The organism is Streptomyces sp. NPDC001927, from assembly GCF_053594455.1.
Window position 1 is genome coordinate 229,241 of sequence record NZ_JBSFEN010000002.1, and the last position, 23,809, is coordinate 253,049.

Sequence of the window (23,809 nt, forward strand, 5' to 3'; positions counted from 1 at the left end):
ACCGTCGGACCCGCCTTCAAATTCGGCGGATCCAACGTCGCCTTCAACGGCCCCATCGACCGATTCGTCGTCACCATGGGCAACCGCATCATCGTCACCACCCAGGACGGCGGCGTATTCGGCCACGACATCAACGGCAACACCGTCGGACCCGCCTTCAAATTCGGCGGATCCAACGTCGCCTTCAACGGCCCCATCGACCGATTCGTCGTCACCATGGGCAACCGCATCATCGTCATCACGAAGGACGGCGGTGTGTTCGGGCACGACATCAACGGGAACACGGTCGGACCGCCCTTCGCCTTCGGCGGATCCAAGGTCGCGTTCAACGGAGCGTTCGACCGCTTCGTCGTCACCATGGGCAACCGCATCATGGTCATCACCCAGGACGGTGGCGTCTTCGGGCACGACATCAACGGCACCACCGTCGGACCGCCCTTCGCCTTCGGCGGATCCAAGGTCGCGTTCAACGGAGCCTTCGACCGATTCGTCGTGACGACGGGCAACCGCATCATCGTCACCACGCAGGACGGTGGCGCATGGGCGCATGACATCAACGGCACCACCGTGGGGCCGCCCTTCCCGATGAACTTCGTCCTCGCGCACTTCACCTTCGCGGGCGACATCTCCGCCGGGAACCGGCAGCGGACGCTCGACCGGCACAGGTTCGCGCTGACGCGCATCGCGGCGTGCGGAAACCTGTCGGCGGACGAGCGGACGAAGCTCCACGGAGCCTACGACCGCGCGATCCACCACACGACCCTCACCACGGCCGGCGTAAACGCGAGCGCGACGGTCGGAGGCTCGAGCCTCAACGTCAACTTCGGGGTGCTGTTCCCGCAGGGCGATGAGGAGATCTCCCAGACCCTCATCCACGAGATGATGCACTGCGCGGGTTTCACCCACCCCAAGCGGCGTGACGCTCCCGCGGGGAGCAGCTGTGCCTCGCCCAACCCGGCCGTGTTCGACTGCCCCGGCGACAACGGCGTGTACTTCGGCACGCCGCCCCTGCGTGCAGAGTTCTGCATCGCGGGTGACCAGAGTGATGTGCGCGCCCGGCTCAGGGACAAGGCGGCCACGGAGAGCTGTGTGATCGACGACGACGGAGTGGCCACCCTCCACACCGAAGCCTCGCGTCAGCCTCTCGGGGCGTCATAGCGTCCGCTTTGCGGGGGATCATCCGGTTATCCGTCCGGTTGTCCAGACGGATAACCGGCCGGACAACCGGCCGATTAGACTCTCCGCCCATGACGACCGCCCCACCGCACGAGCAAGCCGGTGCGAGGCGGTCGCTGGGGCCGCGGTTCGCGCGGTTGTGGGCGGCGTACGCGGTCAGTACGTACGGAACCTGGCTCGGGTTCGGCGCGTTTCCCCTGATCGCGGTCCTGGTGCTGGACTCCGGTCCGGCCCAGGTGGCGGCGCTGGCCGCCACGGGGCGGGCGGTGGGGGCGCTGGTGGCGGTGCCGCTGGGCCCCTGGGTGGAGTTCCGGCGGAAGCGGCCAGTCATGGTCGCCATGGACCTCACCCGGTTCGCGGCGCTGACGAGCGTCCCCGTCGCGTTCGCGCTCGGGTGGCTCGGATTCACCCAGCTCCTCGTCGTCTCGATCGTCGTCGCCGCGGCCGACATCGCCTTCAGGGCGGCCTCCGGCGCGTATCTGAAGGCGCTCGTGCCACCGGAGGACCTGCTCGTCGCGAACGGCCGGTTCGAGTCCACGATGTGGAGCGCGACCATGGTCGGGCCACCGCTCGGAGGCGCCGCGATCGGCGTGTTCGGCCCGGTGACGACCGTGCTGGCCGACGCGGTCAGCTATCTGCTCTCCGCCCTCGGCATCCGCTCGATCGGCGGCACGGAACCGGAGCCCCCGAAGGCGGCCGGACCGCGCCTGCGAGCGCGCGATCTGTTCGAGGGATGGCGTCACATCCTCACCCACCCCACGCTGCGCCCGCTCTTCCTCAACACGATCGTGGTCAACGGCCTGATCATGGCGCCCGAGCCGCTGCTCGCCCTGCTCCTGCTGCGCGAACTCGGCTTCTCGCCGTGGCAGTACGGTCTCGTCTTCGCGGCCCCCTGCCTCGGCGGCCTCGTCGGCGCCCGCCTCGCCCGCCGGCTCGTGGCCCGGTACGGGCAGCGCACGGTGCTCCTCACGGCCGGGACGCTGCGCGCGATCTGGCCCCTGGGGCTGGCGTTCGTCCAGCCGGGCGTCCCCGGGATGGTGCTCGTCATCACCCTCCAGTTCGGCCTGGTGACCTGCTGCGGCCTGTTCAACCCGGTTCTCGCCACCTATCGGCTTCAGCACGCCGACCCCGCACGGCTTGCCCGCACCCTGGCCGCCTGGTCGGTCAGCACGAGCGCCGCCATCGCCGCCCTGACCGCCGCGTGGGGTCTCCTCGCCGCCGTCACCGGCCCCCGCGTCGCGATCGCGGCGGCCGGCGCCCTCCTCCTGGCGACGCCTCTGCTGCTCCCGCGGTCCTCGACGCGCTGAAGCGCCTGATCCGCCCCGGACAGGTCACCCGTACGTGTGCGGGCGAGGCGTGGCGGGCGGCGCGCGGGTCCACAATGCGAGCGTGCAGAGTTGGTTGCAGCCCGGGACCGGCCCCTTCCTCGGGCGGGGCGACGAGGTCGCCGAACTCGTCTCCGTACTGGCGGATCACCGGCTGGTGACCCTGGTCGGGGTCGGCGGGGTCGGCAAGTCCCGCTTGGCGGCGCGGGTGGCGGAGGAAGCGTCCGCCGGCATGTTCGAGACCGTGTACTGGGCTCCGTTGTGGCCCTTGAGCGACCTGGCCCTGTTCGACGCCGTGGTCGCCGACGCGTGCGGGCTCGCCGACCATTCGCCGCGGGATCCGCTCGACGCGCTCTGCGCGTGGATCGGTGCGCGCCGCGTGCTGCTGGTCCTCGATTCGTGCGAGCACGTGGTCGCCGCCTGCGCCACGCTGGTGGCCGAGCTGCTCGCGCGCTGCCCGGGTGTGGCCGTGCTGGCCACGAGCCGGCAGCGGTTGGGGCGGCCCGAGGAGCGGGTGCATCAGGTGGACCCGCTCGATCCGGACACCGACGGGCTGGCCCTGTTCACGGCCGGGGCGGCCGCCGTCGGGGTGCGGTGGGCGGGTCCGGAGGACGTGGTCGTGGCCGTCGAGATCTGCCGGCGCCTCGAGGGCATCCCGCTCGCTCTGCGCCTGGCCGCCGCCCAGTTGCCGCAGCGTCCGGTACGGGTCATGGCGCGGGTGCTCCGCGAGCGGCTGGCGCTCGCGGCCCCCAAGGACGCGGGCGTACGGCCGGAACGGCACCGGACCCTGCGGACGACCATCGGGTGGAGCCACGAACTCTGCGAGCCGGTGGAGCGGTTGCTGTGGGCCCGGCTTTCCGTGTTCCGTGCCGAACCGACCCTGGAGGCGGTCGAGCGGGTGTGTGCGGGCGGTCCACTGACGCCGAAGGGGCTCACCGAGGCGCTCGCCGGTCTTGAGCGGAAGTGCCTGGTGTCCGTGGTCGACGGGCGGGTGCGGATGCTCGACACCGTCCGCGAATACGGGGCGATGTGGCTGGCGCAGCTCGGCGAGGACGACTCCGTGGCCGATCGGCACGCGCGGTACTTCGGCGAGCTGGTGGCCCGGGCGGAGGAGAACTGGTGGGGGCCGGGCCAGGGGGCGGCGTACGCGGCGGTGGCGTCCTCGCACGCGGACCTGTGCGCGGCGATGGAGCGGCTGCTCCTGGTGGAACCGGAGGGCGCGGTGCGCATGGTGGGCCGTGTGGGGTTCTTCTGGGCCTGCTGCGGCCGCCTGCACGAGGCGGGGCACTACCTGAACGAGTTCCTCCAACTGGTCCCGGCGTCACCCTGGGCGCGGGCGAAGGCGCTGTGGGCGCTCGGCGTGGTGCGCTCCCTGCAGGGGGACTACGAAGGGGCGGCGCGGCTCGGCCGGGAGGCGCGGGCCGCCGCGCGGGCCGCGGGCTCCGGTGCGCTGGTCGCGGACGCCGGCTATCTGCAGGGTCTGGTGATGCTGCTACGGGGACGGCCGCTCGCCGCCCTGCACATCGCGGACCGGGAGTTGGCCGCGCGTCCGGGCGACGAGGCGGCGACCGCGCGGTGCCGTCTGGTGCGGGTGTTCGGGCTGACGGGGTCGGGGCACCTGGGCGAGGCGAGGGCGGAGGCGGAGGCGTTGCGGGCCCGGTCGGTGGCGATCGGCGAGCATTGGACGCGCTCGTACACCGAGTACCAGCTCGCGGTGATCGCCCTGTACGAGGACCGCGCCGACGCCGCCGCGGAGCACGCGCGGGCGATGATCCAGGAGAAGCGGACGATCGGGGACGCCTTCGGGATCGCCCTCGGCCTCGACATCATGGCCGCGGCCCTGGCGGCGCGCGGCGACGGCGAGATCTCCGCGCAGGCCTTCGGGGCGGGCCAGTCGTTGTGGGAGAGCGTGGGACACCCCCAGCGCGGGACCCCGGAACTGGCCTCGCTCCGTGCCCGGTCCCAGCGTTCGGCCCGGCAGGCGGCGGGCGACGACGCGTACGACAAGGCGTACACGTGGGGCAGGTTCACGGACCCCGGGGAGACGGTGGAGACCCTCCTGAGCCTGGGCCATTGACAGCGTGCCCGTGTCGAAGGGCGCGACGGCCCCCGACACGGGCGCGGTGTCAGTGCTCGGCCGCCGGCGCGGGCGCGATCTGGCCCATGATTCCCATCAGGTCCGGGGCGACCCACTCCTCGGCGATCTTGTCGCCCTCGAAGCGGTAGATCTCGATGCTCCGGAAGCTCACCGCCCGGCCCGTCGCCGCGACGCCCTGGAAGGTGCCCCCGTGCGTGCCCTGGAAGCGGACCCGGACCACCACCTTGTCGTCGACGCCGAACATCTCCTCGACGGTGATCTTCAGGTCGGGGAACGCCTCCCACATGGCCTGGCTCCCCAGGCGCCAGATCTCCCGGCCGATCAGGGGGTCGGGCAGCCCGGGGAGGTTGGCGATGAAGTTCTCCGTCAGCAGCTCGACGGACGCGTCGAGATCGCCGCTCTCGACCGTCTTGTAGGCGGCGCGCATCAGGGCGAGGTTCTTCTCCGTGGTGGTGTGCGCGGTGGCGGTGTTCGTAGGTGGTGTTCATCTCTGATGACCTCTCCAGGGGGCTTCCCGACGGGCGAGCTGAGCGCTCCGGTCGGCTTGCGGCCCAGTAGAAACCCTGCCGTCGCGTCAAGGTCAAGGTGCGGCGGAGCCACGCCCTCAGGCCCAGCGGCAGCGTGCCGCTGGGCCTGAGGTGTGGTGATGGCTGTCAGTCTCTAGTCGACCAGTTCACGCTCCCGGCGCGGAGTCGCCACCCGCCCGGACGGGGCCATGCGGGAGAGCTTCTCGCCCTCGACGTCGAGGTTGGGAAGCAGCTTGTCGAGCCAGCGCGGCAGCCACCAGGCGCTCTTGCCGAGCAGGGCGAACAGGGCGGGCACGATCGTCATGCGGACGATGACGGCGTCGAAGAGGACCGCGGCGGCGAGGCCGAAGCCGATCATCTTGATGAAGTCGTTGTCCTCCACGATGAAGCCGGAGAAGACGCTGATCATGATCGCGGCGGCCGCGGCCACCACCCGGCCGCCGTAGCGGAAGCCGGTGACGACCGCCTCGGAGGGCCGCGCCCCGTGGACGTACGCCTCCCGCATGCGGGTCACGAGGAACACCTCGTAGTCCATGGCGAGACCGAAGACCACACCGATCATGAAGATCGGCATCGTGCTCATGATCGGGCTCGGCTGGTCGACGCCGAAGACATCGGCGAGCCAGCCCCACTGGAAGACCGCCACCACCGCGCCGAGCGCCGCCGTCACGGAGAGGAGGAAGCCGAGGGCGGCCTTGAGCGGGACGAGGATCGACCGGAAGACGACCATGAGCAGCAGGAACGCCAGGCCGACGACCAGGGCGAGGTAGGGCAGCAGCGCGTCGTTCAGGGTCTGCGAGAAGTCGATGAACATCGCGGTCTGACCGGTGACGAGCACCTCCGCGCCGGTGTCGGCCTGGAAACCGTCGGCGAGGCCGCGGATCGAGCGGACGAGGTCCTCGGTCGCGGCGTCGGTGGGACCGGTGGTCGGGACGACGTTGAGGATCGCGGTGTCGCCGGCCTCGTTGGGCGTGGCCGGGGTGACAACGGCGACGCCGTCCTGCGCGGCGAGGCGCTCGGCGACGGTCTTGGCGGCGGCGGGCGCGTCCGGGCCCTCCACGGTGATCATCAGCGGCCCGTTGAACCCGGCGCCGAAGGACTCCGAGAGCATGTCGTAGGCCTTGCGCTGGGTGGTGTCGGGCGCCATGGTGCCCTCGCCGGGCAGCCCGAGCTCCAGGCTGGCGGCGGGTACGGCGACCGCGCCGAGGCCGACGACGGCCAGGAGCAGGACGGCGATGGGGTGGCGCAGAACGTAACTGGCCCAGCGGGAGCCGAGGTTGGGCTTGCGGCGGGCGTCCTTCTCGGCACGCTTCGCGGCCCTGCGCTGCCGGCGGGGGCTGAGCGGCTTGCCGGAGAACCGTGCCCGGTCGCGGCGGGCGAGCACCTTGACGGGTGCGAGGCCGAGCAGGGCCGGTACGAGGGTGAGGGCAACGAGCACGGCGATGGCGACGGTGCCGGCGGCGGCCATGCCCATCTTGGTGAGCATCGGGATGTTCACGACGGCCAGGCCGGCGAGGGCCACGATGACGGTGAGTCCGGCGAAGACGACCGCGGAGCCCGCGGTGCCGACCGCCCGCCCCGCCGCGTCGGCGCGGTCGCGGCCCTCGGTGAGCTCGGCGCGGTAGCGGGAGACGATGAACAGGGCGTAGTCGATGCCGACGGCGAGGCCGAGCATCATCGCCAGGGTCGAGGTGGTGCTGGACAGACCGAGGGTGGAGCCGAGGGCGGTGATCGCGGAGATGCCGACGCCGACGCCGATGAGGGCCGTGAGCAGCGGCATTCCGGCGGCGATCACGGAACCGAAGGTGAGGACGAGGACGACCGCGGAGACGAGGATGCCGATCTTCTCGCCGGTGCCGCTCATCGCGGCCTCGATCTTGACGGCGTCGCCGCCGGCCTCGGCGGTCAGGCCGTCGGCGCGGGCCTTGGCCAGTGCGTCGTCGAGCGCGTCGTGCGCCCTGTCCCCGACCTCGGTGGCGGAGACCTTGTAGGTGGCGATGGCGTAGGCGGTGGTGCCGTCCTTGCTCACCGCCTGTGTCGTGAAGGGGTCGCTCACCGAGGCGACCTGCGGGGATGCCTTCAACTGCGTGACCAGCGCGGCGACCTTGTCCTTCTGCGCGGGGGCGGAGATCTTCTCGCCCTGCGGCGCGCGGACCACGATGCGCGCACTGGCGCCGTCGGCGCTGGCGGCCGGGAACTTCTCCTCGAGGAGGTCGAAGGCCTTCTGCGACTCCGTGCCCGGCATGGAGAAGGTGTCGGCGGGCGGCATCGGCGCGGAGGAGGCGGCGACGCCCGCACCGCAGAAGATCACCACCCACAGCAGGAGCATCAGCCATCGACGCCGGAAGGCGAGACGGCCGAGTTTGTAGAGGAAGGTAGCCACGGCTGGGACTCCTGTCGGTGGGCCGGAAAAGGAAGAGCGGTACGAAAGCGCTGCGAAGCGGTACGAAGTAGGCCGAGCGGGATCCGGTGACGCGAGGGACACCCTGGGAGATGACACCAACCGGGCGCCCCGATGGCGCCACGTTCGCCGCTGGAGTGGTGCCACCATGACATCACCGCGCCGCCACCGCAAGCCACCTTCCCGCTGCAGCGCCACCACGCCACGCCCCGGAAGCCGGGAAACAGCAGGTCAGCAGCCGATGCGCCACAAAGAATCCACCATGGCTCGCCATAGCGCCACGAGTGTGCCATCATGGCGTCATGGACCTCACCCCCTACGTCGACAACCTCCGGCACGAACTCGCCATCGCGGCGGACGCCGGAGGTGAAGAAGCCCGGGCCCTGGCCGAGCGGCTCACCGCACCTCTGGAGTCCGCCACGCGGCTGACCCTGCTCAACGCGCTGTCCGCGGCCATGGGTGAGGTCACCCGCGAGCTGGCACCCGGCTCGGTCGACGTGCGGCTGCGCGGACTCGACCCCGAGTTCGTCGTGACGCCGCCGCCCGCACCCGAGCCGTTCCAGGAGACACAGGCACCGGTCACGGCCCCCGCCGCGTCCGCGCCGCTCCAGGCACCCTCGGATGCCGACGACGGCACCATGGCGCGGATCAACTTCCGCCTCCCGGCCCACCTCAAGGCGCGCGCCGAGAGCGCCGCGACGGCGGAGGGCCTGTCGGTGAACGCCTGGCTGGTACGGGCGGTCTCCACCGCCCTCGACGGCCGGGAACGCGCGAATCCGCCGGGCCGCGGCAAGGACTCGGGCAGCCGGGGCTTCACCGGCTGGGTCCGCTAACACCAACAGGGCACCGGGTCCGGGCCCACCGGACCCCACCCGACTTCACCGGCGGGTCACCCACCCGCCGACGTCACTCATCACCCGCCCCACCAGCGGGAACACCCACCCGAACCAAGAGGACGGAACAGTCATGCCTACGTACGAGACCCCCGAGCCGATCTCCGCCGTCCTCGAACTGGAGGCCGGCACCGCCCGCATCACCGCGGGCAAGCGCACCGACACGGTCGTCGAGGTCCTGCCGCGCGACGGCTCCGAGGACAACGACGTCCGCGCCGTGCAGCAGACCCAGGTGACCTTCTCGGGCGGCCGTCTGACGGTGAAGACGCCCAAGAAGCGGTCCCCGTGGGGCAAGCCCGGCGCCGTCGAGGTGAGCATCGAACTGCCGGCCGGATCGGACGTCCGCGGCTCCACGGGCATGGGCGGCTTCCACTGCGAGGGCCGCCTCGGTCAGACGGTGCTCAAGACCGGCCTCGGCGACCTCCAGCTCGACGAGGTGGCGGGCGCCAACCTGAGGACCGACACCGGCCACATCCGCCTGACCCGCTCCACCGGGAACATCGAGGTCGTCGGCGCGGGCCGGATCGAGATCGACACGGTCGCCGGCGCGGCGATCGTCAAGAACTCCAACGGCTCGACGTCCATCGGCGAGGTCACCGGCGACCTGAAGACCAACGCGGCCAACGGCGACATCACCGTCCGCGTCGTGCACGGCAACGCCGGCGCCAAGTCCGCCAACGGCCGGATCGACGTCGGCGTCGCCCACGCCGACGTCGAGGCCTCCTGCGCCAACGGCGGCATCCGGGTCGGCGACGTCACGCGCGGCCGGATCGACCTGCGCACCACGGTCGGCGACCTCGAAGTGGGCATCCACGAGGGCACCGCCGCCTGGCTCGACGTGAACGCGAAGTACGGCACGGTACGCAACTCGCTCGGCTCCACCGCCGGACCCGAGGCCTCCGACGAGACCGTCGAGGTGCACGCCCGCACCGGGGCCGGCGACGTCATCATCACCCGCGCCTGAGTCCCGTACCCCGTACCGCTCTCCCCAACTCCCTTGAAAGGAAGCGGCATGACGACCACTCAGACATCCGTGCCGATCGCCGCACACAGGGCGGAAGCGGCGATCACCGCCGTCGGTCTGCGCAAGTCCTACGGCGACAAGGTCGTGCTCGACGGCATCGACCTGAACATCGCCGAAGGCACCGTCTTCGCCCTGCTCGGGCCGAACGGCGCCGGCAAGACCACCACCGTGGAGATCCTCTCCACCCTCATCGACGCCGACGCGGGCGAGGCCTGGGTCGCGGGCCGCCATCTGACCCGGGCCGCCGACGCGGTGCGCTCCGCGATCGGCGTCACCGGCCAGTTCTCGGCCGTCGACAACCTGCTGACCGCCGAGGAGAACCTGCTCCTCATGGCGGACCTGCACCATCTCGACCGCCGCGAAGGCAAGTTCCGGGCCAAGGACCTCCTTCGCCGCTTCGATCTGTCGGACGTGGCGGGCAAGACCGCCGTCACCTTCTCGGGCGGTATGCGCCGCAAGCTGGACCTGGCGATGACCCTGGTCGGCGACCCGCGGATCATCTTCCTCGACGAGCCCACCACCGGACTCGACCCGCGCAGTCGGCGCACCATGTGGGAGATCATCCGCGGTCTGGTCGCCGACGAGGGCGTGACCATCTTCCTCACCACCCAGTACCTCGAAGAGGCCGACCAACTCGCCGACCGAATAGCGGTGTTGGACCACGGCAGGCTGATCGCCGAGGGTACAGCCGACGAGCTGAAGCAGCGCATCCCCGGCGGTCACATCAAGGTCCGGTTCGCCGATGTCCTGAGCCTCGACACCGCCGCGGGCATCTTCGGCGTCGCCACCCGCGACGACGAGTCCCTGACCCTCCAGATCCCCAGCGACGGCTCCATCCCGAACCTGCGGGCCGTCCTCGACACCTTGGAGGCCACCGCCGTCGAGGCCGAGTCGCTGACCGTGCACACCCCGGACCTCGACGACGTCTTCCTGACGCTCACCGGCCAGCCCCGACCGGCCGACGCCGCCGCTTCGACCGCAGCTTCCACCGGCGCTTCGACCGTCGCTGCGACCGGCGCTTCGACCAAGGAGAACGTCTGATGGCCACCGTGTCCTTCGCCGCCAGGGACGCCAGGACGATGCTGCGGCGGAACCTCAAGAAGGCCATGCGCTACCCGTCCCTGACGCTCATGGTCGCCGTCATGCCGATCATGATGCTGCTGCTCTTCAACTACGCCTTCGGTTCCGCCCTGGGCGCCGGCATCAGCGGACTGCCCACCGGCAGCGGCGCGTACATCAACTACCTGGCGCCCGGCATCATCCTGATGGCCGCCACGTCCGGCGCGCTGACCACGGCGATCAGCGTGTGCGTCGACAAGACCGAGGGCATCGTCAACCGCTTCCGTACGATGCCGATCTCGCACGCCTCCTTCCTGACCGGCCATGTCGTGGGCAGCGTGATCCAGACGATGACCAGCATCGTGCTCGTCATCGGCGTCGCGCTCCTGCTGGGCTTCCGCCCGAACGCGACGCCCGTCGAGTGGATCGCCGCCGCCGGCCTGCTGACCCTGCTCACGCTCGCGCTCACCTGGCTCTCCGCCGGCATCGGCCTGGTCGCCAAGACCGTGGAGAGCGCGAGCAACATCCCGATGCCGCTGACGTTCCTGCCGTTCATCGGCAGCGCCATCGTGCCGACCGAATCGATGCCGACCGGCCTGCGCTGGTTCGCCGAGTACCAGCCCTTCACCCCGATCATCGAGACCCTGCGCGGCCTGTGGCTGGGCACCGAGATCGGCTCCAGCGCGGCCATCGGGCTCGCCTGGACGCTGGGGCTCTCCCTGGTCGGCTACGTGTGGGCCCGCCGCTCCTTCAGGACCGGCGGAAAGCGCTGACCGAGGCTCACCCCTCCTCAGCCCGCTTCCCCGACCACCCGCACCATCCCGAGCACGTCCGACGATCGTAGGAGGACCCATGTCCAACGACCCGACACATATCCGCCCGAACACCGACGCAATACCCACCCTCCCCACCGACCGGCGCACCGGCTGCCCCTTCGACCCGCCGGCCGAACTCACCTCGTTAAGCGACCGGCCGATCCGCCGCATGAAGTACGCGGACGGGCACATCGGCTGGCTCGTCACCGGCCACACCGCGGCCCGCGCGATCCTGGCCAACCCTCGCTTCAGCTCGCGGTACGAGCTCATGCACATGCCGATGCCGATGGAGGGCGCGCCGGAGCAGCTGCCCCCGGCGCAGGTCGGCGACATCGTGGGCCTGGACGCCCCGGAGCACACCCGCTACCGGCGCCTGCTCACCGGCAAGTTCACCGTCCGCAGGATGCGCCAACTCACCGAGCGGGTCGAGCAGTTCACCGCCGAGCGGCTCGACGCGATGGAGGAGGCGGGACCCGGGGTCGACCTCGTCGAGGCGTTCGCGCACCCCGTACCCGCGCTCGTGATCTGCGAGCTGCTGGGCGTACCGTACGCCGACCGGGAGCTCTTCCAGGGCCACGTGGCGACGATCTTCGACCAGACCGCGGGCCCCGAGGCCATGGGAGAGGCGTACATGGCGCTCCTCCAGTACCTGAACGAGCTGGTCCTCGCCAAGCGCGCCGAGCCCACCGACGACCTGCTCAGCGATCTGACCACCTCCGACCTCACGGACGAGGAGCTGGCCGGGATCGGCGGGCTGCTCCTCGCCGCCGGGCTCGACACCACCGCGAACATGCTGGGCCTCGGCACCTTCGCCCTGCTGAGCAACCCGGACCAACTCGCCGCTCTGCGCGCCGACCCGGGCCTCGCCGAGCAGGCCGTGGAGGAGCTGCTGCGCTACCTCAGCGTGGCCGACCCGCTGCCCCGCTCGGCCCTGGAGGACGTCGAGGTGGAGGGCCACCTCATCAAGGCGGGCGAGACGGTGACCATCTCCGTCCATGGCACCAACCGCGACCCGCACAAGTTCCCCGAGCCCGACCGGCTCGACATCCACCGCAAGGCCACCGGCCACATCGCCTTCGGGCACGGCGCCCATCAGTGCCTGGGGCAGCAGCTGGCCCGCGTCGAGATGACCGTCGCGTTCCCGGCGCTCTTCGCCCGCTTCCCGACCCTGCGGCTCGCGGTACCGGCGGAGGAGGTTCAACTGCGCGACCGCTCCAACATCTACGGTGTCATCAGCCTGCCCGTCACCTGGGACAAGGAGTAGCCGCATGACCGACACCCGAGAGCCGCTGCACCTCAGCGTCGACCGCGACCGCTGCGCAGGCGCCGGGATGTGCGCCCTGACGGCCCCCGAGGTCTTCGACCAGGACGACGACGAGGGCCTGGTGGTACTCCTCCACCCCGTCCCGGCCCCCGAACAGCGCGCCGCCGCCCGCATGGCCGTGGGCCTCTGCCCCGCCGAAGCCATCACCCTCACCACCCAGGACCCGAAGGACGCGTAGCCACGCGCGCCCTCCCCCGGACCGAGAACCCGCACCGCACAACGGTGGGGGCTCTCGTGTTGTACGGGCGCCAGAAGACTCCCGCGCGCATGTGGTCCATCAGGTCGTCAGCCGCCGGCGCAGCCAAGGGCTGCGGGCGGCCGGCAGCCGGGCCAGGGTCCGCTCGAACACCCGCACGTCGTGACCGAACAGGCTGTGCGCGCGCGGCAAAGGCGGTTCGTCGCGGAGGACGCCGTGGGGCATGCCGCCCGATGCGGGGTTGGGCAGGTGCGGCTCGGGGAGGACGAGCCACCGCCAGACACCGAACGACACCGGCACCAGGTGAGCCGAGGCGCCGGCTCGGCCGGCCGGAGCGGCCAGGTCGGCCGGGGTCCAGGTCTCCCCCGTCTGCGGATGGACGGGCACCAGCAGGATGTCGGCGTCCGCGTCAGGAGCGGGCAGTCCAGGCCCGGCGAGAACGGCGCGCAGGTGCGGTGGGCCCACGGGAAGCAGCGCGTCGAGGGCACGCTGGAACACCTCGTTGGTCAGACCGTCAGGAACCTGCACGGGCCGGCCCTCCGATGCGACCAGCAGGTGGGCCAACGCCCGCCCGGCGGCCGCCTCCCAACGCGGGCTCCAGGACCACCAGTACTGCAACCCGGCCGGCAGTCCCCACGAGGTGATCGGCTCGAACGGAGGCGTGCCCTCCCACTCCGCCATCAGCTCCGCCCAGGAGAGCGGTACGGCCTCCTCGGCACCGTCGACGGGGAGGCGGCGCACGGCGTCCGGGGCGAGCCACACCGCCTGCCAGAGCGAACAGTCGTCGATCCGGCTCGCGACCGGCAGCCCGCAGGCCTCGCAGGCCATGTTGGGACCGTCGGCCCCGTCGAGGCCGCAGCAGTAGCCGCCCGCCTGCTCCGGGATCAACACGGTTCCGCGCACATCACCGGGGGCGATCACGATCGCGCCGGGCGCGCCGTAGGAGAGGGCGAAGACCGGCGCGTAGAACCCTCGGGCGAGCGCCTCGTCCGGATCGACGTCCTCCCATCGCCGCCACGGCGGCCCCCAGGGCTCCGGGTCGACGGCGAACGTTCCGGGGTCCATGAGGACGGGGAGTTGAAGCCCGTTCCCGAATTTCTGATGAGCATGAGCCGGCAGGGCGACTTGGGACAGCGGGGCGGTCAGCTCGGCGCCGCACCCCACACACACGAAAACGAACAAACGTCCTCCGTCTGGGAAACAGAGGCATCATCACCACTCAACGGCGACGGGTGCCAATCATTTTCCCGCCACCGATCGACGTCGGCCACGACCGCCGCTCCTTGACCTCAGTGGCATCAGCAACTACGTTGCGCTCAGCGTCGGACCCAACGACCGAGAGGAGGCGACCGGCAGATGAACACCAGCTCTGACCTGGCTCGCCTCGCCCACATCACCGTCTGGGTCACGGGTCGCATCGCGCACGGCTGCTGACACGCCGGCCGCCGAAGCCGTTCCCATGCGCCCTTCCGCGGCGCGTTCCGGGCTTCTCTTCACCGCCCCCTGCTCTTCGCACGCCACCGGCGCGCGCCCCTGCCGCGCGCCGCTTCGCGCGCCCGTTCCTGCCACGTGGCGCCGCTGAACACAGAAAGCTGCCTGAAATTGGCGAATCTGGCGAATACTGTTGAATCGACCGATCATGCCCCGGAACGAGGGTCTGACATGGAAACGGCGCGGATCACCGTCAACGGGAACGAGGCACCGATCTCCCCGGCCGCACCCCACACCACCGTGCTGGATTTCCTGCGCGAGCGTGGCCTCACCGGTACGAAGGAGGGCTGCGCCGAGGGTGAGTGCGGGGCCTGTTCGGTCCTGGTGGCCCGTCCGGGGGTGAACAAGCCCACCGACTGGGTGGCCGTCAACGCCTGCCTCGTCCCGGTCGCCTCGCTCGACGGTCAGGAGATCGTCACCTCCGAAGGCCTCGCCACCCCCGGCCCGCCCGGCACGCCGCCCACCCTGCATCCGGTGCAGGAGGAGATGGCGGTCCGCGGCGGCTCCCAATGCGGGTACTGCACACCGGGGTTCATCTGCAGCATGGCCGCCGAGTACTACCGCCCCGACCGCTGCGCGCACGCGGAGTCGGCGGCCGACTCGAGTGCCGTATCTGCCGACCACACCGACCCCGAGCACGGCCCGAACGGCTTCGATCTCCACGCGCTCAGCGGAAACCTGTGCCGCTGCACCGGCTACCGCCCGATCCGCGACGCCGCGTTCGCCGTCGGTCAGCCGACCGATGAGGACCCGCTGGCGCGGCGGCGCGAGCAGTCCCCGCCCGCGCCGGCCGTCACCGAGTACACCCAGGACGGCCGCGCCTTCCACCGGAAGGAAACCCTGGCCGAGACACTACGGTTGCTGCACGAGCGGCCCGACGCGGTGGTGGTCGCGGGCTCCACCGACTGGGGCGTGGAGGTGAACATCCGCTCCCGCAGGGCGGATTGTGTCGTCGCCGTCGACCGGCTGCCCGAACTGCGGGAGCTGCGAGTCGAGTCCGACCACATCGAGATCGGCGCCGCGCTCACGCTCACCGAGATCGAGCGCCGCCTCGACGGCAGCGTGCCCCTGCTCGCCGAGCTGTTCCCCCAGTTCGCGTCCCGCCTCATCCGCAACGGCGCGACCCTCGGCGGCAACCTGGGTACGGGCTCCCCCATCGGCGACAGCCCACCCGTCCTGCTCGCGCTGGAGGCGGCGGTGGTGCTCGCCGGCGTCGACGGTGAGCGCGAGGTCCCGCTGGCGGAGTACTTCACCGGCTACCGGCAGAGCGTGCGCCGTCCCGGCGAGCTGATCCGCGCGGTGCGCGTCCCGCTGCCGCTGTCGCCGGTGGTGGCCTTCCACAAGATCGCCAAGCGGCGTTTCGACGACATCTCCAGCGTCGCGGTCGCCTTCGCGCTCGACATCGAGGACGGGACCGTCCGCAAGGCGCGGATCGGCCTCGGCGGCGTGGCCGCCACCCCGATCCGTGCCCTCGCCGCCGAGGAGGCCCTGGAGGGCGAGGCGTGGACGGCGGAGACCGTCGAGACCGCGGCGCAGCTGCTGCGGGCGGCGGGGACGCCGATGAACGACCATCGCGCCAGCGCCGGTTATCGCTCCGCGATGCTCGGCCAGAGCCTGCTGAAACTGTACGCGCAGACCACCGAGGCGGTGTCGTCATGAGCCAGTTGTCCGCTCGACCCGAGAAGCCGGTCGTCGGTGTCTCGATGCCGCACGAGAGTGCCGCTCTGCATGTCACCGGCACCGCGCTCTACACCGACGACCTGGTGCACCGCACCAAGGACGTGCTACACGCCCACCCGGTCCAGGTCATGAAGCCCCACGGCAGGATCACCGCGCTGCGCACCGAGCCCGCGCTCGCCGTACCGGGCGTGGTCCGCGTGCTGACCGGTGCCGACGTGCCCGGCGTCAACGACGCCGGGATGAAGCACGACGAGCCGCTCTTCCCCGACGAGGTCATGTTCCACGGCCACGCGGTCGCCTGGGTGCTCGGCGAGACCCTGGAGGCGGCACGGCTCGGCGCGGCAGCCGTCGAGGTGGAGCTCGACGAGAAGCCCTCCGTGATCACGCTGGAGGAGGCCATCGCGGCGGAGAGCTTCCACGGCGCCCGGCCCACGATGGTGACCGGTGACGTCGACGCCGGCTTCGCCGAGTCCGCCCACGTCTTCACCGGCACGTTCCAGTTCTCCGACCAGGAGCACTTCTACCTGGAGACGCACGCGGCGCTGGCCTACGTCGACGAGGCCGAGCAGATGTTCGTCCAGAGCAGCACCCAGCACCCCTCGGAGACCCAGGAGATCGTCGCGCACGTCCTCGGTCTGCACAGCCACGAGGTCACCGTGCAGTGCCTGCGGATGGGCGGCGGCTTCGGCGGCAAGGAGATGCAGCCGCACGGCTTCGCGGCCGTCGCCGCGCTCGGCGCCAAGCTGACGGGCCGGCCGGTCCGGGTCCGGCTCAACCGGACGCAGGACCTGACCATGTCGGGCAAGCGGCACGGGTTCCGCGCCGAGTGGAAGATCGGCTTCGACGCCGACGGCCGCATCCAGGCCCTGGAGGCCACCCTGACCGCGGACGGCGGCTGGAGCCTGGACCTGTCGGAGCCCGTGGTCGCCCGGGCGCTCTGCCACATCGACAACACGTACTGGATCCCCAACGCGCGCGTGACCGGCCGCATCGCCAGGACCAACAAGGTCTCCAACACGGCCTTCCGCGGCTTCGGCGGGCCGCAGGGCATGCTGGTGATCGAGGACATCATGGGCCGCTGCGCCCCGCTGCTCGGCCTGGACCCGATGGAGCTGCGGAAGCGGAACTTCTACCGGCCGGGGCTCGGCCAGTCGACGCCGTACGGACAACTGGTCACCCAGCCGGAGCGGATCACCGCCGTCTGGCGGCAGGTCGAGGAGAACGGCGGCATCGCCGACCGCAAGCGCGAGATCGCCGCCTTCAACTCCGCCCACCCGCACACCAAGCGGGCGCTGGCGATCACCGGTATCAAGTTCGGCATCTCCTTCAACCTCACCGCCTTCAACCAGGGCGGCGCGCTGGTGCTGATCTACAAGGACGGCTCGGTCCTGATCAACCACGGCGGCACCGAGATGGGCCAGGGCCTGCACACCAAGATGCTGCAGGTGGCGGCGACCACGCTGGGGATCCCGCTGCACAAGGTGCGGCTGGCCCCGACCCGTACCGACAAGGTGCCCAACACCTCCGCCACCGCCGCGAGCGCGGGTACGGATCTCAACGGCGCGGCGGTGAAGAACGCCTGCGAGCAGTTGCGCGAGCGGCTGCTGCGGGTGGCCGCCACCCAGCTGGGCGCGAACGCCTCGGACGTACGCATCGTCGAGGGCGTCGCGCGCACCCTGGGCAGCGACACGGAGCTGGCCTGGGACGATCTGGTGCGCACCGCGTACTTCCAGCGGGTCCAGTTGTCGGCGGCCGGTTTCTACCGGACCGAGGGGCTGCACTGGGACGCGAAGGCGTTCAAGGGCTCGCCGTTCAAGTACTTCTCGTACGGCGCCGCGGCGGCCGAGGTCGAGGTGGACGGCTTCACCGGCGCGTACCGCATCCGTCGGGTGGACATCGTGCACGACGTCGGCGACAGCCTGTCCCCGATGATCGACATCGGTCAGGTGGAGGGCGGTTTCGTGCAGGGCGCGGGCTGGCTGACGCTTGAGGACCTGCGCTGGGACGCCGGTGAGGGGCCGAACCGGGGTCGGCTGCTGACGCAGGCGGCGAGCACGTACAAGCTGCCGAGCTTCTCGGAGATGCCCGAGGAGTTCCACGTGACGCTGCTCCAGAACGCCACCGAGGAGGGTGCGGTCTACGGTTCCAAGGCAGTGGGTGAGCCCCCGCTGATGCTGGCGTTCTCGGTACGCGAGGCGCTGCGGCAGGCCGCCGCCGCGTTCGGGCCGAGCGGGGTCGCTGTCGAACTGGCCTCGCCCGCGACGCCGGAGGCGGTGTACTGGGCGATCGAGGCGGCTCGCGCGGGCGTCGCACCGCGGCGGGCCGAAGTGCTGAGCGGTGCCTGACATGACATGGGTCGCCGCGGTCGCACGGCTGCGAGCACGCCGGGAGTCCGGCGTACTGGTGACCGTCGCGACCGTGCGCGGCCATGCCCCGCGCGACGCCGGCGCGAAGCTCGTGGTGGGGCTGACCGAGACATGGGGCTCGATCGGTGGCGGCAATGTGGAGGCCGTCGCGATCGATCGGGCCCGGCAGATGATCTCCGTCCCCAAGCCCGCGCCGGAGCCGGAACTGATCGACTTCGCCCTGAACGACAAGGTGACCAACCGGCACGGCGTGCAGTGCTGCGGCGGTACGGTCTCGGTGCTGCTCGAACCGCTGCCGGTGGTACGAGCGGTGGCAATCTTCGGCGTCGGCCACGTCGGCCTGGAATTGGCGCGGATCCTGGCACGCCAGGACCTCGACCTCCATCTGATCGACAGCCGCGCCGACATCCTCACCAAGGAGCGCCTCGACGTCCTGGCGGACGCCGTCGCGCAGGTGCACGTCCACCACACCCCGTTGCTGCCCGAGGAGGTCCTGGAGGACCTGCCGCCCGGCACCCACGTCCTGATCATGACCCACGACCACGCGGAGGACGCCGCCCTGTGCGACGCGGCCCTGCGGACCACCCACTTGGGCTCGATCGGCCTCATCGGCTCGGCGGCCAAGTGGACCCGCTTCCGCAAACGCCTCGCCACGGAGGGCGGCCACGCGGACTCCACCATCGACCGCATCAAGACCCCGATCGGCCTCCCGGACATCACGGGCAAGGAGCCCGCGACGATCGCGGTGAGCGTCGCCGCGGACCTGCTCCGCACGTTCGAATCGGACGGGGGCTGAGGACGAGGAACCCGGGTCAGGGACTCACCAGGTCTGGCCGGCCTGCTCGCGGACCGTGCGGTTGATCCGATTGAAGAAGTTGGTCATCGCGATCTCCAGGGTGATCGCGCCCAGTTGCTCCTCACTGAAGTGCTCGGCGGCGTCCCAGATCTCAGCACCTGTCCGCCCCTCCGCCGCCACTTTTCTCATGCGCCGACGGCAATATCCGCCAGTTGGCTGAGCCATGGCCAAAAAGCTAAATGCTGCCGGGCATCAAGACCTTCAACTCAGCCACCGGGCCCCGAATTGGCCTGGACTGACAAGGCCATCGCAGAGCGCTTCAAGCTACCTTTCCTGTCGATCCAGCGAGCACGCGCACGATTTCCACGTCCATCAACCGCAAAGGAATGAGGGCCTCATGAAATCAAGGCTGGCCACAGCGGCCGTTCTCGGCGTCGCCGCTATCGGAATGACCCTCACCGCGCCCGCCGCGCACGCGGCCTCCCCCTCCCCCACGTCCGCCGCGACCTGCCAGAACTGGACCGTGAGCAGCGGGCAGGGCAAGGGTTCCGGCACGCACTGCTCCGACGGTGTCGTGTCCGGCTGGGTGGAGGACACCAAGGCCGACGGACGCTGTCCGTACGTGATCCTGAACACCAGCGGCGGCGCCATCCACAGTCCGTGGGTCGGACCCAAGGGGGCGAAGAAGAACTTCTCCTTCTCGGGAATCTGGGGCACGGTGACGTACTCCATGGGCTACGTCAACTGCTGAACCACCCCGGCATTCCGAAGACTCCGGGGCTTGGGTTCCGACGAACCCAAGCCCCGGAGCACCACCTCCGAATTCCGCTACGAAGCAGGCCCCTTGCGCGTCGCTCAGCCGCCGCTCGACGAGCGGGCCCGTAGCTGCGGGAGTACGAAGAGCCGGTGCCGTGGGGCGTCCGGTTGGTCGAGTCTCCGTACCAGCAACTCCACGGCGGACGCGCCCACTTCGTACTTGGCGGGGGCGACCGCGCTCAGCGGGATGTCGGCGAGGCCCGCCACCTCGTCGTCGTACGCGACGATCGCGACGTCGCCCGGCACCTGGATCGACCGCGCACGCAACCGCCGCAGCAGCGCGAGCGCCTCGTTGTCGGGGTGGGCGATGACCGCGTCGACGCGGCCCTCCGCCACGGCGTCGAGGAGCTCCTCGATCGGGCCGTCGTACCCCCGGTCCCCGGGGCCCGTGTCGGGGATGTCCAGGACGGGCGCCGGGACGGGGGCTTCGAGGCCCGCCGCGCGTACCCCCGCTTCGAAGCCCTCGATGATCCACGGCGCGGTCGGGCTCGCCCCGCGGACGAGCAGGACGAGGCGGCGACGGCCCGCGTCCGCGAGGTGCCGTACGGCGAGGCGCGCTCCATGGACGTGGTCGGAGACGACATGGTCGATCCCGGCCGACTCGTCCGCGTCCGGGCGGCGCTCCACGATCACGACCGGGACGGGCAGCTCCTCGTACCAGCCGCGCGGCCCCGACGGGACCACGAGCAGCCCGTCGATCCCGTCGCCGATCATCCGCTCGACCTGCGCGCGCTCCTCGTCGGCGTCGTACCCCGAGATGTCGAGGATCAGGCGGACGTTGCGAGCCGCGGCGGCTTCCCGCGCGCCCTTGATGACCTCGGGGTAGTAGTAGTCCGCCGCCGGCACGATCAGGCCGACGACCCGCTCCCGGCCCGGGCGCCCAGGCGCCTGACCAGCCGTCTCGGCGGGAGCCGTCTCCGCCCAGGTCTCGGGGAGCATGGCCCCGCCGTGCACCCGCGCGACGAGGCCACGGTCGGCGAGGATCTCGACATCCCGGCGGACCGTGACCGGAGACACCCCCAACTCGGCCGCGAAGTCGCTGACTCGAAGCGAACCCTCCTCCCGCAGCCTGCGCAGGATGGCCTGGTGCCTGTGTTCCGCGTGCACTGCCCCGCTCCCCTCCTAGGACACCCCAGTTCAGGCGCAGTGTAGCGAGCAACCCCCAAGCCCATCGATCGATTCTGATTGTTTCTGTCTGTACGGACAACGTGAGGCTGTTTCTGTCCAAACCGTTGCCTTGTTGATTTTCAGCGTGTTAGAAACCCCACGCTTACGAGCCAGCGACAGCGCCGAGGCAACGACGCGCTCCTCCCGTAAAGGTCGTCTCCCATGCCATCTCCCTGGCGCCGCCGCACCTTCCTCCACGCCGCCGGTGGAGGCGCGCTCGCCCTCGGACTCTCCGGAACGCTCGCCCGTCCGGCCGCCGCCATGCCCCAGCAAGTCCTCGCGTCCGACGCCGAGTTCGACGTGCTGCGCGCCAAGTGGCGTGACCTCATCCTCGGTACGGGCTTCAGCCCCACGGCAGAGCCGTACCGGACCATCCTCACCACCCTCGGCACCACCGCGGCCGGCTTCGCCGCGACCATGGCCCCGGCGAGCGGTTCACTCTGGCCCGGCCGTTCCTGGACCGACCCCGAGCCGGACCTCGACGCCGAGTCGTACGCCTTCTCGGCGACCATGAACGACAGTTACAACCGGCTGCGCACCATGGCCGAGGCGTACTCCCAGCCGGGCACCGGACTGACCGGGGACACCGGCCTCCGCGACGCGATCCTCACCGGCCTCGACCACCTCCGCGCCGAGGTCTACAACGAGACCACCACGCGCTACGGCAACTGGTACAACTGGCAGATCGGCGCCCCGCAGGCCCTGATGGACACCTGCGTGCTGATGTACGAGCACCTGTCGGCGGAGCAGATCGCCGGCTACTGCCGGGCCGTGGACGCCTTCCTACCGGACTCGGTCTTCGACTCGTACACCGGAACCAGTACGGGTGCCAACCGGGTCGACCTGTGCCGCGGGGTCATCCTGCGCGGGATCGTCGGCAAGGACGCGGCCAAGATCGCGCGGGCGTCGCAGGCACTGGCCCCGGTGTTCCCGTACGTCACCTCGGGCGACGGTTTCTACGACGACGGCTCGTTCGTCCAGCACCGCAACGTCCCCTACATCGGCGGCTACGGCGCGGTGCTCCACGACGGTGTGGGCCGACTGCTCGCGCTGCTGCGCGGGTCGAGCTGGGAGGTGACGGGCGCCGGCACACAGCTCTTCCTCGACACGATCGAGAAGGCCGTCGCCCCCTTCATCTACAACGGCCTGATGATGGACAACGTCAGCAGCCGGGGCATCAGCCGCATCGGCACCAACGAACACCAGCGCGCGCACGGCCTGATGGCGACCATCCTGCTGCTCGGCCAGGGCGCGAGCCCCGAGGAGAACGCCCGCTGGCGCGCGATGGTCAAGGGCTGGCTGCAGCGCGACTACTACTACCCCGCGCTGAAGAACCCCGGCCTGAGCCTCATCAGGGCCTCACTCCTGCAGGCCCTGCAGGACGACACCTCTGTGAAGGCCGCCCCCGAGCCCGTCGAACACCGGCTGTTCCACAACATGGCGCGGGCGACCCACCGCCGTCGCGACTGGGCGGCCTCCGTCTCCATGGCCTCGAACCGCATCGCCCACTACGAGTTCGGGAACGGCGAGCACGCCCGCGGCTACCACACCGGCGCCGGCTGGCTCTCCTGGTGGGGCAGCGACTTCGGCCTGGAGCAGTACTCGGACGCCTACTGGCCCACGGTCGACCCGTACCGCCTGCCCGGCATCACCGCGTCGCGCAAGCCGCTGGCCGACGGCGAGGGCGGCAACTGGGGGCAGCCGATGCCGGACGCCGCCTGGGTCGGCGGCACCACCGACGGCGAGTACGCCGCCGTCGGCCAGCACCTCAAGGGCATCTCCAGCACCATGGTCGCGAGGAAGTCCTGGTTCTTCCTCGACGACTCCGTCGTCTGCCTCGGCGCCGGCATCACCTCGGCCGACGGCCACGCCGTCGAGACGACCGTCGACAACCGCGCACTCGGCGCCACCGGCGCCCCGGTCCTCACCGTCGACGGCAAGGCACAGTCGCAGGCGCAGGGTTGGACGGGCACCTTCGAGGACGCCGAGTGGGCTCACATCGCCGGGCAGGCGGGCTACGTCTTCCCCGGTGGGGCCAAGCTTCACGCCGTGCGCGAGGAACGCACCGGCTCCTGGCGGGACATCAACACCGGTGGCTCCCCCGACCCGATCACCCGCCGCTACCTGACCCTGTTCACCGACCACGGCGTCGACCCGACCGACGGCGACTACGCCTACGTCCTTCTGCCCGGGGCCAGCGCGCGGGCGACCGCTCAACGCGCATGCGACAGGGGTTGGTTGAGGATCCTCGCCAACTCGGCTGACCAGCAGGGCGTACGTGTACCGAAGTCGGGCTTCATGGCCGTCAACTTCTGGGCAGCGGGCACCGTCGACAAGCTCCGCGCCAGTGCCCCCGCCTCCGTCCTCGTGCGGGAGCACCGCAACGGCACGGCGACCATCGTCGTCTCGGACCCGGCGCGGCAGGCCACGTCCCTGGACGTCGTCTGGAACCGGCGCGTGAGCAAGGTGCTCTCGAAGCCCGCCACGGTCACCGCCACCACGACCGGCTCGTCGCTCAAGCTCACCTTCGGCGACCTCACCGGCCAGGCCGGCGCCCCTCAGAAGATCACCGTCCGCCTCGGCTGACCCCCAGACCGCGAGGTGCCCGCCCCGGCCGGGGCGGGCACCTCGCGCGGAAACCCGCTCCCCCCACCC

General features: G+C 70.9%; 18 protein-coding genes and 1 pseudogene. 14 read left to right on the plus strand and 5 right to left on the minus strand.

Features of this window, described 5'->3' with window-relative positions; genetic code table 11:
- From ACWCO8_RS05600 to ACWCO8_RS05610, 3 genes are all read left to right on the plus strand, one after another.
- Positions 1-1,158: hypothetical protein (locus ACWCO8_RS05600; protein ID WP_451031067.1), on the plus strand; the 1,158-nt coding region annotated here is incomplete at its 5' end.
- A gap of 89 nt (positions 1,159-1,247) precedes the next feature.
- On the plus strand, positions 1,248-2,483 hold the full coding sequence (locus ACWCO8_RS05605) for an MFS transporter (RefSeq protein WP_451031068.1): 1,236 nt from the start codon (positions 1,248-1,250) through the stop codon (positions 2,481-2,483).
- A gap of 82 nt (positions 2,484-2,565) precedes the next feature.
- Entirely contained in the window at positions 2,566-4,578 is a 2,013-nt protein-coding gene (locus ACWCO8_RS05610) for an ATP-binding protein (RefSeq protein WP_451031069.1), read from the plus strand.
- Between the two features lie 49 nt (positions 4,579-4,627).
- Here the strand turns inward: ACWCO8_RS05610 and ACWCO8_RS05615 are convergent, their stop codons facing one another.
- A complete protein-coding gene (locus ACWCO8_RS05615) occupies positions 4,628-5,026 on the minus strand; it encodes an ester cyclase (protein ID WP_451031070.1) in 399 nt (132 codons plus the stop codon).
- Positions 5,027-5,259: 233 nt separating this feature from the next.
- Entirely contained in the window at positions 5,260-7,509 is a 2,250-nt protein-coding gene (locus ACWCO8_RS05620) for an MMPL family transporter (RefSeq protein ID WP_451031071.1), read from the minus strand.
- A 320-nt stretch (positions 7,510-7,829) separates the two neighbouring features.
- On the opposite strand from ACWCO8_RS05620, the gene ACWCO8_RS05625 reads away from it, so the two are divergent.
- From ACWCO8_RS05625 to ACWCO8_RS05650, 6 genes are all read left to right on the plus strand, one after another.
- On the plus strand, positions 7,830-8,360 hold the full coding sequence (locus ACWCO8_RS05625) for a toxin-antitoxin system HicB family antitoxin (protein ID WP_451031072.1): 531 nt from the start codon (positions 7,830-7,832) through the stop codon (positions 8,358-8,360).
- Between the two features lie 133 nt (positions 8,361-8,493).
- The gene (locus ACWCO8_RS05630) at positions 8,494-9,384 is read left to right on the plus strand and encodes a DUF4097 family beta strand repeat-containing protein (protein WP_451031073.1); all 891 of its coding nucleotides are present in this window, start codon (positions 8,494-8,496) and stop codon (positions 9,382-9,384) included.
- 48 nt (positions 9,385-9,432) lie between these two features.
- Positions 9,433-10,485, plus strand: a complete 1,053-nt coding sequence (locus ACWCO8_RS05635) for an ATP-binding cassette domain-containing protein (RefSeq protein WP_451031074.1) — start codon at positions 9,433-9,435, stop codon at positions 10,483-10,485.
- The gene (locus tag ACWCO8_RS05640) at positions 10,485-11,276 is read left to right on the plus strand and encodes an ABC transporter permease (RefSeq protein WP_451031075.1); all 792 of its coding nucleotides are present in this window, start codon (positions 10,485-10,487) and stop codon (positions 11,274-11,276) included. The genes ACWCO8_RS05635 and ACWCO8_RS05640 overlap by 1 nt, the downstream gene beginning before the upstream one ends.
- Positions 11,277-11,355: 79 nt before the next feature.
- Complete coding sequence (locus ACWCO8_RS05645) at positions 11,356-12,582, plus strand: cytochrome P450 (RefSeq protein WP_451031076.1); 1,227 nt, start codon at positions 11,356-11,358, stop codon at positions 12,580-12,582.
- A gap of 4 nt (positions 12,583-12,586) precedes the next feature.
- A complete protein-coding gene (locus tag ACWCO8_RS05650; RefSeq protein ID WP_451031077.1) occupies positions 12,587-12,820 on the plus strand; it encodes a ferredoxin in 234 nt (77 codons plus the stop codon).
- A 99-nt stretch (positions 12,821-12,919) separates the two neighbouring features.
- Here the strand turns inward: ACWCO8_RS05650 and ACWCO8_RS05655 are convergent, their stop codons facing one another.
- Positions 12,920-14,020 (minus strand): hypothetical protein, encoded by a 1,101-nt coding sequence (locus tag ACWCO8_RS05655; RefSeq protein ID WP_451031078.1) that lies wholly within the window; start codon positions 14,018-14,020, stop codon positions 12,920-12,922.
- Between the two features lie 480 nt (positions 14,021-14,500).
- Here ACWCO8_RS05655 and ACWCO8_RS05660 point away from each other — a divergent pair, with 480 nt between their 5' ends.
- Genes ACWCO8_RS05660 through xdhC form a run of 3 tightly spaced genes read left to right on the plus strand, consistent with a single transcriptional unit; the run spans position 14,501 to position 19,171 of the window.
- Entirely contained in the window at positions 14,501-15,988 is a 1,488-nt protein-coding gene (locus ACWCO8_RS05660; protein WP_451031079.1) for a xanthine dehydrogenase small subunit, read from the plus strand.
- The gene (gene xdhB, locus ACWCO8_RS05665) at positions 15,985-18,354 is read left to right on the plus strand and encodes a xanthine dehydrogenase molybdopterin binding subunit (RefSeq protein ID WP_451031080.1); all 2,370 of its coding nucleotides are present in this window, start codon (positions 15,985-15,987) and stop codon (positions 18,352-18,354) included. Before ACWCO8_RS05660 ends, xdhB begins: the two co-directional genes overlap by 4 nt.
- Before the next feature lies 1 nt (position 18,355).
- The gene (xdhC, locus tag ACWCO8_RS05670; RefSeq protein ID WP_451031081.1) at positions 18,356-19,171 is read left to right on the plus strand and encodes a xanthine dehydrogenase accessory protein XdhC; all 816 of its coding nucleotides are present in this window, start codon (positions 18,356-18,358) and stop codon (positions 19,169-19,171) included.
- A gap of 24 nt (positions 19,172-19,195) precedes the next feature.
- Here xdhC and ACWCO8_RS05675 read toward each other — a convergent pair.
- Positions 19,196-19,324, minus strand: a pseudogene (locus ACWCO8_RS05675) (carboxymuconolactone decarboxylase family protein); the annotation flags it as partial.
- Between the two features lie 244 nt (positions 19,325-19,568).
- Here ACWCO8_RS05675 and ACWCO8_RS05680 point away from each other — a divergent pair.
- Positions 19,569-19,922, plus strand: a complete 354-nt coding sequence (locus tag ACWCO8_RS05680) for a hypothetical protein (RefSeq protein WP_451031082.1) — start codon at positions 19,569-19,571, stop codon at positions 19,920-19,922.
- A gap of 104 nt (positions 19,923-20,026) precedes the next feature.
- Here ACWCO8_RS05680 and ACWCO8_RS05685 read toward each other — a convergent pair whose 3' ends face one another.
- On the minus strand, positions 20,027-21,094 hold the full coding sequence (locus ACWCO8_RS05685) for a LacI family DNA-binding transcriptional regulator (RefSeq protein WP_451031083.1): 1,068 nt from the start codon (positions 21,092-21,094) through the stop codon (positions 20,027-20,029).
- Positions 21,095-21,316: 222 nt separating this feature from the next.
- Between ACWCO8_RS05685 and ACWCO8_RS05690 the strand changes: the two genes are divergently transcribed.
- The gene (locus ACWCO8_RS05690; protein WP_451031084.1) at positions 21,317-23,740 is read left to right on the plus strand and encodes a polysaccharide lyase 8 family protein; all 2,424 of its coding nucleotides are present in this window, start codon (positions 21,317-21,319) and stop codon (positions 23,738-23,740) included.
- Positions 23,741-23,809 lie beyond the last annotated feature (69 nt).